This is a genomic window from Faecalibacterium sp. An121, assembly GCF_002160915.1.
GTDB lineage: Bacteria > Bacillota > Clostridia > Oscillospirales > Ruminococcaceae > Faecalibacterium > Faecalibacterium avium.
Genome location: NZ_NFLM01000017.1, coordinates 1 through 15,773, shown reverse-complemented (window position 1 = coordinate 15,773; position 15,773 = coordinate 1). Strand labels below are relative to the sequence as shown.

Here is a 15,773-nt window from a genome sequence, read left to right as displayed (position 1 = left end):
TATGGAGAAACAGATCAAATCCATCGGCGTGCTGACCAGCGGCGGCGATGCACCTGGCATGAATGCCGCGGTGCGTGCTGTCGTGCGCACCGGCATCCACAAAGGCTACCGGATGATCGGCATCCAGCGCGGTTACAACGGCCTGCTGAACGGCGAGTGCTATGAGATGAACCTGCGCAGTGTGTCCAACATCATCCAGGACGGCGGCACCATCCTTTACACGGCCCGCTGCCTGGAGTTCAAGACCAAAGAAGGTCAGGACAAGGGCGCGGCCAAGTGCCGTGAATTGGGCATCGACGCGCTGGTGGTCATTGGCGGCGACGGTTCGTACCGCGGCGCCCGTGAGCTGGCGCACCGCGGCATCCCCATGGTGGGCCTGCCCGGCACCATCGACAACGACATCGCCTGCACCGATTACACGGTGGGCTATGATACCGCCATGAACACCGCCATGGAGATGATCGACAAGCTGCGCGATACCACCCAGAGCCACGACCGCTGCAGCGTCGTGGAAGTCATGGGCCGCAACGCCGGCTACATCGCACTGAACGTGGCCATCGCCTCGGGCGCCATGGCAGTGCTGCTGCCCGAATATGAGTTCGATATGCAGCGGGACATCCTGGACAAGATCGAGCTGACCAAAAAGACCGGCAAGAACCACTTCATCATCATTGTGGCCGAGGGTGTGGGCCACGCCCAGGAGATCGCCAACGAGATCCAGGCGCGCACCGGCATCGACTCCCGCGCCACCATCCTGGGCCATGTGCAGCGCGGCGGCTCGCCCACCCTGCGGGACCGCGTGAACGCTTCGGCCATGGGCTACCGCGCCGTCTGCCTGATCGATGAGGGCAAGTACAACCGCATCGTGGGTATGCGCGGCGAACAGCTGGTGGATTACCCGGTGGACGAGGCCCTGGAGATGACCAAGGGTCTGGACCCGGTGCTGCTGGATGTCTGCAATACCATTTCGATCTGATGCAGGGCAGGGGAGAGGCCGGCCGGCTGGTTGAGGCTCTTCCTGTCTGAAACATAAAGTTACTACATTCCGGCGCGCGGCGCAGGTGCAAAAGCCTGTGCCGCGCGCTTTTGTTTAAAAACAACGCAGGAACGACTATAAAAAGCACGATAATACGAATTGTATAACGCGTGGTGATTCACAATCACCCAAAACGCCGATCGGGCCTGCCTATCTGCATACCCCCGGGCGGTGCCGGACGACGTTTCGGAAAAGCGAAAAAGAAGTCCCTCTTACGTAGATGTAAAATCAACGTAAGAGGGACCTTTTTTGCATCGACAGAAAAAGCCCCCGTTCGCAGAGGAACGGGGGCGCGGATGTGGAATGAACGGCTTGCTTTTAGGGTGTATCTGAAGTCAAAATGCCCAAATGCAAGGCAGATGGGCGTTTTTGGCAGAATGGAACACAGCGTTGCGTTTTTTCAGATACACCTTAGTCCAAAGTCAGGGAAGGTGCGGTGTAAGTACGGCTCAGCAGCTCGCTGTTCAGCATATAGAGGCTGCGGGCATCGCCGCCGTACAGCTCCATCTTGGTGATCTGGTCGGCGGAGTTCTTTTCCTCCTCGCCCTGCTCCTTGATGAACCAATCCAGGAACTGGACGGTGCGGTAGTCCTTGGCCTCCACAGCAGCCGCATAGATGGCGTTGATGAGACTGGTGACATACTTTTCATGGCCCAGGGCAGCCTTCAGAGGGCCGATCAGGTCGGTGAAGTTGGTCTCAGGCTTCTGGATGGTGTCCAGCACCACCGGCTGGCCGTTGTTGTGCAGGTAGCGGTAGAACAGCATGGCGTGATCCTGTTCTTCCTTGGCCTGGATCTCGTACCAGTTGGCAAAGCCGTCCAGGCCCTTGGCGTCATAGTAGTTGGCGATCTCCAGATAGAGGTAGGCGGAGTAGAACTCCTTGTTGATCTGGGCGTTGAGCAGTTCATAAACTTTCTGATCCATGGCAAAGAACCTCCTGTGTATGGTCAAAAGGCTGCGGGTGCAGCCGTGTGGTTTGTATGTACTAATCATAGCATGGAACGGCGGGAAAGTCAACCTTCCCTGTGAGCGGGTCACATTTTTAAAAGAGATGGATTCCGGTTGGAACGTTCCCTTCCCGGGCGTTTTATGGTATTATGTAAGAGAGGCCCCGGCTGCCGGGGCGGAAGGAGAGGATCTATGATGGAACTGGAACAGGCCCGCCAGCGTGCACAGGAGCTGCGGCGGGTCATCGAATACAACAACCGCCTGTACTACGACCAGGACGCCCCCCAGCTGGAAGATTTCCAGTACGACGACCTGATGCGGGAGCTGCGTCAGATCGAGGCGGAGTACCCTCAGTTGGTCACCCCCGATTCCCCCACCCAGCACGTGGGCGGCACCCCCAGCGGCCGCTTTGCCAAGGTGACCCACACGGTCAAAATGGAGAGCCTGCTGGATGCATTCAGCTACGACGAACTGCGGGACTTTGACCGCCGTGTGCGGGACGCAGGGATCCAGCCACAGTACGTGGTGGAGATCAAGATCGATGGGTTGTCCTGCAGCCTGGAGTATGAGAATGGCCAGCTGGTACGGGCCTCCACCCGGGGGGACGGCGAGGTGGGGGAGGATGTGACCCCCAACGTGCGGGCCATCCGCAGCATCCCCAAGACTTTGAAGGAAGGGGCCCCCGCCTATCTGGAGGTGCGCGGTGAAGTGTATATGCCTCACAAGGCGTTCCAGAAGCTATGCGAAGAACAGGAACTGCAGGGAGCGGCCCCCTTCAAAAATCCCCGCAACGCCGCCGCCGGCAGCCTGCGCCAGAAAGACCCCAAGGTGACAGGCAGCCGTGGTCTGGGCATCTTCATTTTCAATGTGCAGCAGGTGCGGGGGATGGAGCTGACCAGCCATGCCGCCAGCCTGGACTATCTGAAACAGCTGGGGCTGCCGGTGTCTCCCCGGTATCACCTGGTGGACAACATCGAGGACGCCATTGCGGAGATCGAGCAGATCGGCACAGAGCGTGCAGCCCTGGGGTTCGACATGGACGGCGCGGTGATCAAGGTGGACAGCCTGGCCCAGCGGACCCAGCTGGGCTCCACTGCCAAATTCCCGCGGTGGGCCATTGCATTCAAGTACCCCCCCGAGGTCAAGGAGACCAAACTGTTGGACATCGAGGTGGCGGTGGGCCGCACCGGCGTGCTGACCCCGACGGCTTCCTTTGAGCCGGTCACCCTGGCGGGCACCACCGTGTCCCGGGCGACGCTGCACAACGAGGATTTTATCCGGCAGCTTGGTCTGTGCATCGGGGACACCATCCAGGTGCGGAAGGCAGGGGAGATCATCCCCGAGGTGATCGGTGTGACCGCCCACGCTCCGGAGGCGCAGCCTTGGCAGATGCCTGCCGTCTGCCCCAGCTGCGGGGCGCCTGTGGCCCATCTGGCCGATGAAGCTGCCCTGCGCTGTGTCAACCCCGAGTGCCCCGCCCAGGCCCTGCGCAACCTGATCCATTTTGCCTCCCGGGATGCCATGGACATCGACGGGCTGGGAGTGGCGGTATGCACCCAACTGGTGGACCGGGGCCTGGTGCGCTCGGCCGCAGACCTGTATACCCTGACCCGGGAGCAGCTGCTGACCCTGGACAAGTTCAAGGACAAGAGCGCCGACAACCTGCTGGCGGCCATTGCCCACAGCAAGGAGAACAACCTGGACAAGCTGCTGTTCGGCCTGGGGATCCGAAACATCGGCGACAAGGCCGCCGCCCTGCTGGCGGGTCACTTTGGCACGATGGAGGCAGTGGCCGCCGCCACCGCAGAGCAGATCTGTGAGATCGACGGATTTGGCGCGGTGATGGCCCAGAGTGTGGTGGAGTTCTTCGCCCGGGAGGGGACTGCCGACCTGGTGCGGCGTCTGGCCGCCCAGGGAGTGAATATGCGGTGGCAGGGCCAGGTGCGCACCGATAAACTGGCCGGCAAGACCATCGTTGTGACCGGGACGCTGCCCACCCTTTCCCGCAAGGAAGCCGAGGCGATGATCGTTCAGAACGGGGGCAAGGCCAGCAGCTCGGTGTCCAAAAAGACAGCCTATGTACTGGCAGGCGAGGCCGCCGGCAGCAAGCTGGACAAGGCCCGCCAGCTGGGTGTGCCGGTGCTCAGCGAGGCGGAGTTTTTGTCGATGATCGGATCGTAACCTGTCGAAGCTGTGCTGCAGGACAAAAGGCGGTTGGCAGATGACTGTAATTTCCAAAAATTGCCAATTTATACTGTTGAAGTAACTGGGAAATTATGGTAAAATCCATTGTGCTGGGACATTTCCACGGACTGTCCGCTGCCCTGTCGGGCGCGGACGGCCCTGCCGCTGTGAAACCTTTTGACACATGCTGGAGGAACGATCATGGACAAAGTGAGATTTTTGATGTCTGATACGGGGCCGGATGTCACCCCTTTATGCCGGGAAGCGCTGGAGCAGAAAGGCATTGAAGTGACCGTGGTGGAAAAGGACGGTTTAAAGGTACTGCAGAAAATGTTGGTGCTTCGTCCCCATGTGGTGCTTCTGGACGCCTTTATGCCCGGGCTGGATGCTTTGACGGTCAAGCAGCGCTACAACACCGCGGGGGAGCTGAGCACAGCTTTCTTTGTGACAGGGGCCTTTCAGAGTGAGAACGTGATCCAGGAGCTGCTGGATGCGGGGTTCTCCTACTACTTTGTCAAGCCTTTCGATGAGAACATCCTCGCGGCCCGTGTGCTGAAAGCGGCGGCCGGACGCAACCGCCAGCCTGCCTATTCCAGTGCAGACAGCGACGAGATGACGGTGACCGAGATCCTGCACCAGATCGGGGTGCCGGCCCATATCAAGGGCTATCAGTTCCTGCGGGACGGGATCCTGCTGACCATGAACGATCCCGATTATATCAACGCGGTGACCAAGCGCCTGTATCCGGAGATCGCCCGGATGAACAACACCAGCGCCAGCCGGGTGGAACGCGCCATCCGTCACGCCATTGAAGTGGCCTGGGACCGGGGCGACGTGGAGACATTGAACCACTATTTCGGCTACACCGTCCACAGCCTGCGCGGCAAGCCCACCAACAGCGAGTTCATCGCCATGATCGCCGACAAAATGCGTCTGGACAAAAAACGCCGCACAGGCTGATAAAACAGCGATAAAAAGCCCGTTTTTCTGGTGCTGTTTCCTGCATGGCAACATCCATGCCGACCTATTTTTGAAAAAACGTATGGCCGTATGGATCCAGGCCAACCAATTTATTTGGCTCAGGGCAACCAATTTCCTGTATTCATTGGGTGAAAGCTTGGGAAGACAGGAGGCTGTATGCTGTTGCAGGATGTCGAGATTTTTATAGAACACTGTACGGAAAAAGGTCTGGCCGTTAAAACGATTGCCAGTTATGAGCAGACGCTGCGCCTACTCATTCAGTATCTGGATGCACAGGGAATTCACCAGATAGATCAGATCACGCACACAGTGATACGAGATTATGTCAGATGCATTCAACAGAGAGGAAAGTACACCGTAGCTGTCAGCTCATACAGCAGTAACTGTCCAGAACGCCGGAGAGACTACGGAAAGAAAGTATCTCCTACGACCATCAATAATTACTTGAGGAATATGAGTGTATTCTTCAACTGGTGTGTGGAAGAAGGTTTGATGCTGCGCTCCCCGATCAAGAAGGGAGACTACCTCAAAGTGGAGAGAAAGCCTCTTGAGTTTGTCTCAGATGAGGACTTCCGCAGGCTGCTGAAGTGTATGGATATATCCCATTTCAGCGAGTACAGAGACTCCATTATTGTACAGCTACTTCTGGACACAGGAATGCGGATCAGCGAATGTCTGCTGATTCATGTGACAGATGTGGATTTGAGAAAGCACTGTATCTACCTGCCTTCTGACCATACGAAAGGCAAGAAGGGAAGATATGTATTCTACTCGGACAAGATGGCTTCCATGCTTCAGAGATGGCTGAAGTACAAGGACAGATACAGAGACAGTGATTTCCTATTCTGTACAAATCAGGGAAAGCCCGTAGAGGTGTCCAATTTTGAGAAAAATATAACAAAATATGCAAAGCGTGTTGGTCTTGCCAACATTCACCCTCATGTGTTCCGCAATAACTTTGCTAAGCGCTTCTTGATGAATGGGGGAGATATTTACACGCTAAGCAGACTTTTGGGGCACAGCAGTGTGACCATTACAGAACAGGCATATCTGGACATCACACAGGACGATCTGGCAGAGCTGTACAGGAAACACAGTCCCCTGAATCACATGACAAAATAAAAGGGCAGGCCCGTGAAAGGCTTGCCCTTTTTGAATGCTAAGATTTAAAATAAAGACCGTTCAGCGTTCCCTCAATCGGTCTGCCAGCTGTGCAATCAGAGCCACGTCCTTTTCATCCAGCCCGCTTACATTAACAGTCTGGTGAGGTTCAAGTCCCAGCAGATAGTCAGTAGACACATAAAACAGCTTTGCCAGCTCTACAAGTAGAGGGGGAGAGGGCATAGACAGTCCTTGTTCCCAGGAATTAACGCCGTTGCGTGTCATATTCAACCGCCGTGCCAGTTCAGCCTGTGTCCAACCCCGTGCTTCCCGCAGCGTTTTGATTCGATCAGCAGTCATGTGCAACACCTCTTTTGTCAAGTATAGCTGGACAATTTGATTTATCTTTATCATTTTGGCTCTATTGCTTGACATAATGACAAGCTTGTGTTATTCTTGTGAAAATAGTTCACTGGTGGGGTGAGGAAAGACAATATAGGGCTATTACTTTGTTCTAGTTTGCTTGCGTCGCTGGTGTTCCATGCACTGGCAAAGTATTTGAACGCATTTCATCTTCCTGGGTAATAAAAAGGATGGTTAGTATGGGATTCTTAATGGTAATTATTAATCTTCTCTTGGTAGTGGCGACTGGTGGAGCGTGGCTCCTGGTTTTAATTGTATGGGCGTTATGGAAAGTTATTTCAAGTCCAAAGAAATGAAGTGGAGGTTTTCAGATGCAACACAAGTTGATATCTGGGGTTATTGTATGTTTTAGTATGGCGATGCTTTTGTTTGCAGGTGGCGTAATATTTACAACAATTTCTAATAAACCTGAAAGTAATTCTGTAAGCTCTAGTAGTGTATCGACTGGTTCTAAGGCTACTATCATGCATTATTGTGATGCGGATGGATGTATGAGGGAAGGGATAAAATCTTATTCTGGAATATCGGGTGAGACAGAATGGTATTGCCAAGAACATTATGATGAAATAATGGATATTATTGGTATGATGGAGGAAGATGTTGGGACAGGCACAGCAAGTAAACACACTTGTGAAGTATGTTCAAAGGAAGGTACACATTCCATCATAGGAATTTCTGGTGAAACCGAATATTATTGTACTGAACATTATAATGAAATGTCTGAAATTCTGAATATGCTATCTGGATATTAAACAATCCCGATCTTGTAGCTGCTTTTGGTGATGACAATGTAAAATACTATGAGCACTACATTTCTTCTGGTAAAGCGGAAGGCCGTAAAGCTGTATAATGCAGCTTAAAAGCAAAGTTAACACCTAAACTAAAGACCTCTGCCTTTCAATAGGTAGAGGTCTTTCTATTTGTAGCAAAAGCTGTTTTGAATACTAAGTTTTAAGAGAGAAAAAGCACAACATCTCCCTTGTCTCTTATGTTTGGCCCGCCGGGAGCGGAAATGAAGCAGAGTGATTGACAGCGACTTAGAGCTAGGTAAAGGTACTTTTGCAATTATCTTTAGAGAATCCTGTGAGATGCGTTGTTTCAGCTTCAATTCTCTATTTCCGAACCATAGAAATAGAAGATTACACCATTGCGTGAACAGTTTTTGCCTTTCAGCAGAACACATCCTATTTTCTATTAGCAAAGGAAGAAAAAAACCTGACCAGTCAAAACGACGGGTCAGGTTCCTGTTTTGGGAATCCGATAAGAATGGGTCACTGAATTGATGACCCTTGCGTCAAATTTGACGCACCCTATATTACTCAAAAACCGGGAGGGGTCAAATCTGGCCCTTCTTTTTGATTAGAAGGGGGACGAAATCTCGTCCTCCCTTTGGCCTCTCTGACTTACGCTCAAAAACGACCAATAGGCAACCTGTACAAAAAAGTACTGAATCCAAATTTGGACTGAGCGCAATTTTGCGCCAAGCAACAGCTATTGGACATTTTTGTCCATAACTTTCAAAGCCAACGCTCATCAAGGGGCGTCAAATTTGACTCTCCTTTGCCCTTACACTTTCCATCGCACAAGTGGCGACGCTAAAGAGCTTTTGGATTGAATATCTTTCCCCACAAGTTGGGAAATCTACTACTCCATTAACGGGCGCAATTTTGCGCTGGTTGAGTTTCCCCAAATTTGTAGGGGAACTTCTTGTCTTGTTGTGACAAGTGGCAATACATCCGATCTTTCAGCAGAAGCGCCGAAACAAAGTGATTGCGTGCAGATGCTTTCCAGGCAGGGGGCAGGAAATTTCCCGCTCCTAAAGCAGTTTGCCAAAAATGGCGATGATTGGTTGGCATTTGAGAACTGGTGCTTAGCATCGCCGTATAGCCTAAAATCTCCCATGAGTTATGGGAAAATTTGAGTATAAGCCTTCCATGGCAAATTCTTCATGTGAGGATGTTCTTTGCAGAAATTCCTGTAATTCACTGTGAAATTTGAGCTATATGTGAATAAATAACGATATATCGTATAAATATACGGACGTGAATTTTGAAGCTAATATTTTAGATTTTCCTACAGAACAATCCCGCTGGGGCTTATGTTTCCTGGAAATGGAAACTACCCCAGCGGGTTCTTTTTATCAGGTATCAGATTCTTCAGGGCTTGGCTGTTGTGACTCTGCTTCTATCAGTTCATTGTATTTTATATCTATGAGTGTTTTTAGCACTTGTGCTTTACTTGTATTCATTCTTTGAGCTATATATTCAAGTTTTGGCTTGTACTCTTTGGGCAGCTTGGCTTTTATCTCTACTAGGTTGGTTTCGATATATCGCGCTCTTTGTTCTCTTTGCGCCTGTTTTGCTTCATCTGTATTTTTATACTTTCTAATATTTGCCATGTTTAACCGCCTTTTGCTTTTATCAGTATATCGTCAATTTTTCAGCTGTTTGTACATTGTGCTACATTTGATGTTTTATGGGCCCATAACGCTTGTATATTTTGCCTATTGTTTATGGGCCCATAAAATGCTATACTTTAGGTGTCCTCAGGGACAGGGCTCCACGGCCTCACACCCCATCAAGTGAACAACAGTTCACACTACTACATAATAGGAGGAACAACACAATGAGTATGGACAATTTGCTTGCACTGGTAGAACAGTACAAAGAGGCTGCACAGCTGATTGAAGCAGCACAGGCAGAGCAAGAGGCCATCCGTGATCGCATCAAGGAAGAGCTGGCCCGCCGGGACACAAACAGCCTGGAAGTCGGATGCCACAAGATCAAGCTCACCGACTACACACAGACAAGGCTGGACAGCAAAGCCATCAAGACCGTGGCCCCTGCACTGTATGAACAGTACAGCAAAACTGTTTCAGGCAAGCGCCTCACCATTAACTAAAAGAGCCCATACAGTAGACACCGACCAAAGTTTCACTGTACAGGCTCCACGATAACCGCCAAAGGGGCGGTGTATAGATAGTATAACATCGCCCCTTTCTTTTTTCAAGAGAACAGAGGGAAACATCATGAAACAGACCGTTAAGACCTCCCGCACAGCTGGACAGCTTGAAAAGATGTTCCGTGAGTTGAATGTACATTATTTCAATGGAGAGCTATCAGAGCCCATTATCAGCCTGAAGAAAACCCCGGGAGCCTATGGGCATTTCACCTGCGGCAAGGTCTGGCAGGCAGGCACAGAACATAGGTACGAGATAAACATAAGCACTGCCACACTTTCCCGCCCCATTGAAGATACGACAGCAACCTTGCTGCATGAGATGGTGCACCTGTACTGCATGGAGAATGGCATCAAGGACACAAGCAACAATGGAGTGTATCATAACAAGCGCTTCAAGGATGCAGCAGAAGCACACGGCCTGCACATTGAACAGCACCCAAAATATGGCTGGACAATTACAAGCCCCACAGAAGAATTGCTGGACTTCATTATTAGTGAAGGCTGGACAGACATTCAGATGGAAGAAAAGCTGTTGCTAAGTGATTTTGCAGGCCCCAGGGGGACAGCTGCGGGAACAGGTGAGACAGGAGCTCCCAGAGGGCCCAAACGTCCCAGCAGCTATAAGAGGTGGGTTTGCCCTAAATGTAAAACTATCATCCGCAGCACGAAGATGGTAAAAGTTCTGTGCATGGATTGCAACGTACCCTTTGAGCTGACAGAGTAGCAGTCAGCAGACAGAGATGGACAGGCCGAGTGAGAGTAGGCATTATTTTAAAAACTAGTTTTCAAGTGAGGATCAGAAAATGCCTTATCCTTATATATCCATCAACTACTTTGTAACAGAAATAAACGGTAAGACCGTTACAGGCGTCATAGACACGCCACACAGCACAGATGCTTTCCACATGGAGCGTGTAGCCTGTTACCGTGAAGATGGTAGCATTGTCATTGCAAACCACAACAGGTGTCTGTCCATTGACCTGGACATCATCTTGCATATGGAACGCATACCGTGCTTGAATGATATTACAGAGTACGAAATTGCCACTATCAATAGCATCATCACACTGGATGCTCTAAGCTGAAAGGGGGACAGATCAGGCTATGAATGATTTTCCCAAGCATCTACGAACTTTGCGTATAGAGCGGAACATGACACAGAATCAACTGGCATCCATGCTGAATTACTCCCGTGAGGCAGTAGTAGCATGGGAACGGGGAAGAAAACTTCCCTCTTATGATGCAATCATTGGGATATGTAAATGCTTTGATGTATCTTCCGACTGGTTGCTGGGACTTTCCTATTGAAAAGAAGGGAGTGAGGCTATATGAAGAACACAAAGAGGACGTTTACCGCACAAGAGCTCTATGCTTTCATCAAGAGCTATAAGCTGGCCTGTTTTCATGCTCCATGCAGCGGCAGCGCATGGTTTCACATGAATGTGCAAACTGAACTGTTCACGCTTGTGAACAGCGAGGACTATTCCATCATCAAATACAAGCTGAATCCGCCAGGCTGTGTGGATGGAGGCATTACATTGGCTGGCAATGCGTTCACCTTTAATTATAAGGACTATGGATGGTCAGCTGAAGGTGTGCTTTCATCGGATGAAATTAAAGGGAAGATTGCCCTGGCACTTTACCAAAGAACCCAGTGCTAGGACTTGATAACGATTCCTGCTCACTTTAATACAGTGAATAGATCGTTCTCCCTACCTATTAAAATAGAGTGTACTCTAATTTGCAGCCTTGGAGCCCCTGTTAGGATTGAAAAATAAAGTCGGTTTGGCAATTCTTTTCAATTTTGCAGGGCAGCTCTAAGGCTATTTTGAAAGGACTGAATCAAATGCGAGTGGCTTATGTGCGTGTCAGCACGGAAGAACAAAATGAAGCGCGGCAGATTGAAGCCCTGAAGCAACACAACATTGAGAAATGGTTTACGGAGAAGATCAGCGGCAAGAACACGGAACGTCCACAGCTTAAAGCCATGCTGGACTTTGTGCGGGAAGGGGACACCGTGTACATTCATGACTTTAGCCGTCTTGCTAGAAGCACCAAAGACCTGCTGGAACTGGTAGAACAGCTGCAAAAGAAGGGCGTTCATCTTATTAGCAACAAAGAGAAGCTGGACACAGGGACGCCTACAGGAAAGTTGATGCTTACCATGATAGCCGCCATCAATGAATTTGAACGGCAGAATCTTCTTGACAGGCAGCGGGAAGGAATTGCCATTGCCAAACGAAACGGCGTCTACAAAGGGCGCAAGAAGGTTGCTATCACAGAGGAATTTCCCGCACTTTATGCCAGGTATACCCGCCGGGAATTGAATAAAGGACAGTTTGCCAAAGCACTCCATGTGTCCAGGCCGACACTGGATCGGATGCTGAAAGAGTACGGCATCAAGCAATAACAAAAGGGGGCCCCGTTTTGGAGCTGTTGACAAACTCTGAAATCTCGCTTTATCATCTGAACCATGGTACAATAAAGAAAAAACGAGTGTGAAGCGTATGATGAGACGAGACGGCAGCAAACAACTGAAAATGACCTTTTTGACGCTGGAGGAACTGATGCCGGAAAGTCATTTCCTTCGCAATTTGGAGCAGTGTGTGGATTTCAGCTTCATTTACGATATCGTTGAACCGCTATACGCCAAAGTGGGACGACCTTCCGTTGATCCTGTGCTTCTGGTAAAAATGCTCCTTTTGGGATACCTGTACGGTATTCCTTCTGAGCGGAAGCTGGAGCAGGAAGTTCGAATAAATATCGCTTTCCGTTGGTTTCTGGGAATCGACTTTGACGAGCCTGTTCCGGATCATTCTACCGTTTCTCAGCTTCGACGCCGAAAATTCGGGAAGACAACCCTGTTTCAAGATATTTTTGACGAAGTTGTCCGCAAATGTATGGCTGCTGGACTGGTATCAGGAAAGCTTCTGCTGACAGATTCTACACACATTCTTGCAAATGCGGCAAAGGAAAAACGGGAAGTTATCGAGGTTCCAGACACGCCTTCTGAGTATGTGAAAAAGCTGGACCGGGAAGCTCTGGAAGCAGGTCTGCTGGATGAAGCTGTCACATATCCAGAAAAGACCAAAACTATTATTAAGAGTACCACTGATCCGGAATCAGGACTTATGAATCGTCCAGGAAAACCCAACGCTTTCTGTTATCTGAACCACCAGACCAGTGATGCTGAATGTGGTATTATTACAGATGTTTTCGTTACGCCCGGGAATGTCAATGACTGCACACCTCATACCAGTCGACTGGAAACACAGATTGATAAGTTTGGCTTTAAAACAGAAGCCATCTGCGCGGATGCTGGTTATGACAACAGCGAAGTGTATGATGCCATGTTAAAGCGCGGGATTCGAACATATATTCCCAAAAAGAGAAAGCCCAACAATGCTTCTTCTCACACAACTGGCTTTGAACCGGAGGCGTTCAACTACAATTCAGAAAAAGATTTCTATGTCTGTCCACAAGGAAAAATATTGGAATATTCTTGTTATAGCAAGAAAAGCCAAAAGAAGAGATATCTGGCTGCAAAGAAAGACTGCAGCATCTGTCCATGCCGACAACAGTGCATGGGTAATTCCAAAAATAGCCGCCTCATTGAGCGCCTGATGCATGAAGAAGCCAGGCAGGAGCAGATGAAAAATCTGAACACACCAGAATACTTTGCTGCACTGAGACTGCGGAAGATCTGGTGCGAAGGCAATTTCTCCCACCAGAAATCAGAGCACAATTTAAGGTGGACATACAAACGAGGCATTGAACGAGTAACCGAGCAATGCCTCTTGTCTGCATGCGCTATGAACTTAATACGACTGGTGAAGGCCGCAATCCGGCCTTTTTCTTTTGCGTGAAAACCTTCTTCTGAAGGGGCTGATGATCTTTTGGAGCCCTTTTGTCAACAGCTCCGTTTTGGGGCTCCCTTACCCTCTATTGATTCCCGGCGGGAACGGATATTGCAATCGGCTCAAAAATGAGCTGATGAAAGCTGCCTGCTGGAATTTGCTCTGTAATTTGTTTTAAACTTCACTTTTTAATGAATTTATAATTGACGGTAAGCAATAATTTGTTTGCCAATCAAGCTGCACGGAGCTGCTTTTCATTAGTTCGGTAATTAACTTGGTGATTCGGCTTATCATGTAACTTTCTGCCTGTTGCTTATGCTTCTTACCATACCGTATAATGTCTAGCGTTGCGATTTCTATTTCACCTTTAATCGAATCAAGATCAATGCCTGGTAGGTATTCTTCAATGCTATGAACCAGAGATGGGTATAGGTGATATGCCTTTGTAACTTCATCACCCGAAATAACTTCTCCCAATGCGTCAATAGTCATGTTGTAATCTTCTTTTGCTTGGGGTCTTGTAGATTTAACATTTTTAGTCATAATAATATCTTCCTTTCTTTATATAACTTATATCAATCACTCCAATACGGCTTATTAGATTGCTGGATATGATGCTGCTTATGATTGTTGATCTTCTTTCCAAAGAAAGTACTTGGTTATTTCTTCGATAACAAGGGCATCACGAAGTCCTTTCCCGTTTAATAGTGCATCTATGTGCTTCTCATAATCATTTGCATCAATAGCAATCATCCAGTCGATCAGAGCTTTTCTTTGCTCTGGGGTGATTTTATTCTGTGCCAACAGAAACTTACTTTCTTTCATTCCGTCACACAGAAGGCCATTGAGAGTGATAGCTCCTGCTAACAGCTCTTCATAGCTGCTTACCCGATTTTTAGCATAATCTATGAGCTTAGAAGTTGTGGAGATTCTGTAGACCTCATAAATTCTGAAGCCGTCACCAAAATAATCTGCGATCTTTTCGCTCAAGCGTTCGTAGAAGTCATCTATCTTCTTATGCAGAATGACATCTTTAAGAGTGAAATACTCTTTCTCTTTGATAAGAGGCTTGCCAAATCCTATTAGCGACGGCGCATTGAAAGAGTCTATTGTTTCCTTCACTGCTTCTCGATACCAGTTGCTTTCTTCTTCTGTTAAGAACCTTGAATGACCAGATTTCATTAGCAGCTGTTCTTTCTTGAATCCTAGCTCATAATTCTTTTCCAAGCTCCTCAGAGCAGTATCAATATAGCTCTTTAACATGTGTCTGGCACCATAATAAAATGTTTGGCAGATGTCTGGCGATATGTTGTTATCGCTTAACCATTCTTGTAGTAGCGGATTGTCTGCGAGTGATCGTACAAAATTTTCATTTCTCATGCTCAAATTAAAAGTCAGGTTATCAAACCAACAGATGATGTCAATGTTCTCGCTTTCATTATTTCGTGTCAGTTCATAAAGCTGCTGAACCAGCAGGTACTCGATCAAGTCTTTGTACTTAATGTTCCTCTTGTTGGCCTTTTTTTCTTTGGGAGTAGAGTATATCTCTTTGATGATAAACTTGTGCCCTTGCTTCTCAAGACTCATGAAGCGTTCAATCTCTTGCATCTGCAACTTTTTGCCATTACCACCTTTAGGAGCAAGATGCAAGGTTGAACAAAGCTCATTATAATTTTTGAATTGTTGACCTACTGATAGAGTAGCAGTAATTTTGCTGAGGTTTAATTCCATAAACCGCTCTCCTTTCTATGTATTAGCTTTTTATGCTGTAAGCAACGTTATGCAAAGTTTTCTTGTTGCTTTTAGCTATAAGAACGCCATAAGAAATAAGGAAAGAGAGGGGGTCTGCCCCTATAGTCCTCCCTCTTTGACCTTCAGAGATGCATACGAAAAATTTACTATGCTTTTCCTTATACCCCCACCCCCACCCAACTGACATTGGCTTGCTTTTTAAGTTCTTTTCACGGAGCGCAGCGGAGTGAAAAAACTTAAAAAGGAACGATGGGCGGTCGAGGCCGTAAGGCCGAGACAACGTAGGCGCTAGCCGACTCTTGCCCACGACCTAAAGGATAGAGAACGAACCTACAAAGCTGGCACTTTACCATTGGCTCTTTGTGAGATCAGAACCAAATAACTATCGCATAAGTGGCAGAGTGTAGAATTTGACACCTAAATCTTATTATAAAGTATTATAGATTTATGTGTCAAATTTTTTCATGATCTTATCCCTACATTGTTATAAGCTGTATAGCGGGGGCGGCCCCCAGCCCCCGGTGGGCTGG

The 15,773-nt window shown here is 48.8% G+C and carries 16 protein-coding genes; 11 read left to right on the top strand and 5 right to left on the bottom strand.

The window, feature by feature from the left end; all coding sequences use genetic code 11:
- Position 1 precedes the first annotated feature (1 nt).
- On the top strand, positions 2–976 hold the full coding sequence (pfkA, locus tag B5E66_RS09545) for a 6-phosphofructokinase (protein WP_087232079.1): 975 nt from the start codon (positions 2–4) through the stop codon (positions 974–976).
- A 471-nt stretch (positions 977–1,447) separates the two neighbouring features.
- Here pfkA and B5E66_RS09540 read toward each other — a convergent pair whose 3' ends face one another.
- Positions 1,448–1,960, bottom strand: a complete 513-nt coding sequence (locus B5E66_RS09540; protein ID WP_087232076.1) for a ferritin — start codon at positions 1,958–1,960, stop codon at positions 1,448–1,450.
- Between the two features lie 219 nt (positions 1,961–2,179).
- On the opposite strand from B5E66_RS09540, the gene ligA reads away from it, so the two are divergent.
- The 3 genes from ligA (at position 2,180) to B5E66_RS09520 (ending at position 6,271) form a co-directional block, all read left to right on the top strand.
- On the top strand, positions 2,180–4,165 hold the full coding sequence (gene ligA, locus B5E66_RS09530; RefSeq protein WP_087232174.1) for an NAD-dependent DNA ligase LigA: 1,986 nt from the start codon (positions 2,180–2,182) through the stop codon (positions 4,163–4,165).
- Between the two features lie 204 nt (positions 4,166–4,369).
- Positions 4,370–5,128 (top strand): sporulation transcription factor Spo0A, encoded by a 759-nt coding sequence (spo0A, locus tag B5E66_RS09525; protein ID WP_087232070.1) that lies wholly within the window; start codon positions 4,370–4,372, stop codon positions 5,126–5,128.
- Positions 5,129–5,305: 177 nt separating this feature from the next.
- A complete protein-coding gene (locus B5E66_RS09520; RefSeq protein ID WP_242958147.1) occupies positions 5,306–6,271 on the top strand; it encodes a tyrosine-type recombinase/integrase in 966 nt (321 codons plus the stop codon).
- A gap of 60 nt (positions 6,272–6,331) precedes the next feature.
- On the opposite strand, the gene B5E66_RS09515 is transcribed toward B5E66_RS09520, so the two are convergent.
- Positions 6,332–6,610, bottom strand: coding sequence for a helix-turn-helix domain-containing protein (locus tag B5E66_RS09515; RefSeq protein WP_087232168.1), 279 nt, complete (start codon positions 6,608–6,610; stop codon positions 6,332–6,334).
- A gap of 374 nt (positions 6,611–6,984) precedes the next feature.
- On the opposite strand from B5E66_RS09515, the gene B5E66_RS12905 reads away from it, so the two are divergent.
- On the top strand, positions 6,985–7,425 hold the full coding sequence (locus B5E66_RS12905; protein ID WP_143406974.1) for a hypothetical protein: 441 nt from the start codon (positions 6,985–6,987) through the stop codon (positions 7,423–7,425).
- A gap of 1,388 nt (positions 7,426–8,813) precedes the next feature.
- Here B5E66_RS12905 and B5E66_RS12900 read toward each other — a convergent pair.
- Positions 8,814–9,071, bottom strand: a complete 258-nt coding sequence (locus B5E66_RS12900) for a hypothetical protein (protein WP_143406973.1) — start codon at positions 9,069–9,071, stop codon at positions 8,814–8,816.
- 227 nt (positions 9,072–9,298) lie between these two features.
- Between B5E66_RS12900 and B5E66_RS09510 the strand changes: the two genes are divergently transcribed.
- The 6 genes from B5E66_RS09510 to B5E66_RS09480 all read left to right on the top strand — a co-directional run bounded on the left by B5E66_RS09510 (position 9,299) and on the right by B5E66_RS09480 (position 13,500).
- Positions 9,299–9,574: a hypothetical protein gene (locus B5E66_RS09510; protein ID WP_087232067.1), complete on the top strand. Its 276-nt coding sequence runs from the start codon at positions 9,299–9,301 to the stop codon at positions 9,572–9,574.
- A gap of 127 nt (positions 9,575–9,701) precedes the next feature.
- Positions 9,702–10,358 carry a SprT-like domain-containing protein gene (locus B5E66_RS09505; RefSeq protein ID WP_087232064.1) on the top strand — a complete coding sequence of 219 codons (657 nt, stop codon included), beginning with the start codon at positions 9,702–9,704 and terminating at the stop codon, positions 10,356–10,358.
- A gap of 380 nt (positions 10,359–10,738) precedes the next feature.
- Positions 10,739–10,942 (top strand): helix-turn-helix domain-containing protein, encoded by a 204-nt coding sequence (locus B5E66_RS13640; RefSeq protein ID WP_087232058.1) that lies wholly within the window; start codon positions 10,739–10,741, stop codon positions 10,940–10,942.
- A 20-nt stretch (positions 10,943–10,962) separates the two neighbouring features.
- A complete protein-coding gene (locus B5E66_RS09490; RefSeq protein WP_087232055.1) occupies positions 10,963–11,295 on the top strand; it encodes a hypothetical protein in 333 nt (110 codons plus the stop codon).
- Between the two features lie 185 nt (positions 11,296–11,480).
- The gene (locus tag B5E66_RS09485; protein ID WP_087232052.1) at positions 11,481–12,044 is read left to right on the top strand and encodes a recombinase family protein; all 564 of its coding nucleotides are present in this window, start codon (positions 11,481–11,483) and stop codon (positions 12,042–12,044) included.
- A 97-nt stretch (positions 12,045–12,141) separates the two neighbouring features.
- Entirely contained in the window at positions 12,142–13,500 is a 1,359-nt protein-coding gene (locus B5E66_RS09480) for an IS1182 family transposase (protein WP_087232049.1), read from the top strand.
- A gap of 165 nt (positions 13,501–13,665) precedes the next feature.
- On the opposite strand, the gene B5E66_RS09475 is transcribed toward B5E66_RS09480, so the two are convergent.
- Both B5E66_RS09475 and B5E66_RS09470 read right to left on the bottom strand, forming a co-directional pair.
- The gene (locus B5E66_RS09475; RefSeq protein WP_087232046.1) at positions 13,666–14,034 is read right to left on the bottom strand and encodes a hypothetical protein; all 369 of its coding nucleotides are present in this window, start codon (positions 14,032–14,034) and stop codon (positions 13,666–13,668) included.
- 78 nt (positions 14,035–14,112) lie between these two features.
- Positions 14,113–15,222 (bottom strand): hypothetical protein, encoded by a 1,110-nt coding sequence (locus B5E66_RS09470; protein WP_087232043.1) that lies wholly within the window; start codon positions 15,220–15,222, stop codon positions 14,113–14,115.
- Positions 15,223–15,773 lie beyond the last annotated feature (551 nt).

Excerpts from the sequence above, each read along its gene's own strand:
- pfkA (WP_087232079.1), top strand. The coding sequence starts at position 2 with ATGGAGAAACAGATCAAATCCATCGGCGTGCTGACCAGCGGCGGCGAT.
- B5E66_RS09540 (WP_087232076.1), bottom strand. The coding sequence starts at position 1,960 with ATGGATCAGAAAGTTTATGAACTGCTCAACGCCCAGATCAACAAGGAG.
- ligA (WP_087232174.1), top strand. The coding sequence starts at position 2,180 with ATGGAACTGGAACAGGCCCGCCAGCGTGCACAGGAGCTGCGGCGGGTC.
- spo0A (WP_087232070.1), top strand. The coding sequence starts at position 4,370 with ATGGACAAAGTGAGATTTTTGATGTCTGATACGGGGCCGGATGTCACC.
- B5E66_RS09520 (WP_242958147.1), top strand. The coding sequence starts at position 5,306 with ATGCTGTTGCAGGATGTCGAGATTTTTATAGAACACTGTACGGAAAAA.
- B5E66_RS09515 (WP_087232168.1), bottom strand. The coding sequence starts at position 6,610 with ATGACTGCTGATCGAATCAAAACGCTGCGGGAAGCACGGGGTTGGACA.
- B5E66_RS12905 (WP_143406974.1), top strand. The coding sequence starts at position 6,985 with ATGCAACACAAGTTGATATCTGGGGTTATTGTATGTTTTAGTATGGCG.
- B5E66_RS12900 (WP_143406973.1), bottom strand. The coding sequence starts at position 9,071 with ATGGCAAATATTAGAAAGTATAAAAATACAGATGAAGCAAAACAGGCG.
- B5E66_RS09510 (WP_087232067.1), top strand. The coding sequence starts at position 9,299 with ATGAGTATGGACAATTTGCTTGCACTGGTAGAACAGTACAAAGAGGCT.
- B5E66_RS09505 (WP_087232064.1), top strand. The coding sequence starts at position 9,702 with ATGAAACAGACCGTTAAGACCTCCCGCACAGCTGGACAGCTTGAAAAG.
- B5E66_RS13640 (WP_087232058.1), top strand. The coding sequence starts at position 10,739 with ATGAATGATTTTCCCAAGCATCTACGAACTTTGCGTATAGAGCGGAAC.
- B5E66_RS09490 (WP_087232055.1), top strand. The coding sequence starts at position 10,963 with ATGAAGAACACAAAGAGGACGTTTACCGCACAAGAGCTCTATGCTTTC.
- B5E66_RS09485 (WP_087232052.1), top strand. The coding sequence starts at position 11,481 with ATGCGAGTGGCTTATGTGCGTGTCAGCACGGAAGAACAAAATGAAGCG.
- B5E66_RS09480 (WP_087232049.1), top strand. The coding sequence starts at position 12,142 with ATGATGAGACGAGACGGCAGCAAACAACTGAAAATGACCTTTTTGACG.
- B5E66_RS09475 (WP_087232046.1), bottom strand. The coding sequence starts at position 14,034 with ATGACTAAAAATGTTAAATCTACAAGACCCCAAGCAAAAGAAGATTAC.
- B5E66_RS09470 (WP_087232043.1), bottom strand. The coding sequence starts at position 15,222 with ATGGAATTAAACCTCAGCAAAATTACTGCTACTCTATCAGTAGGTCAA.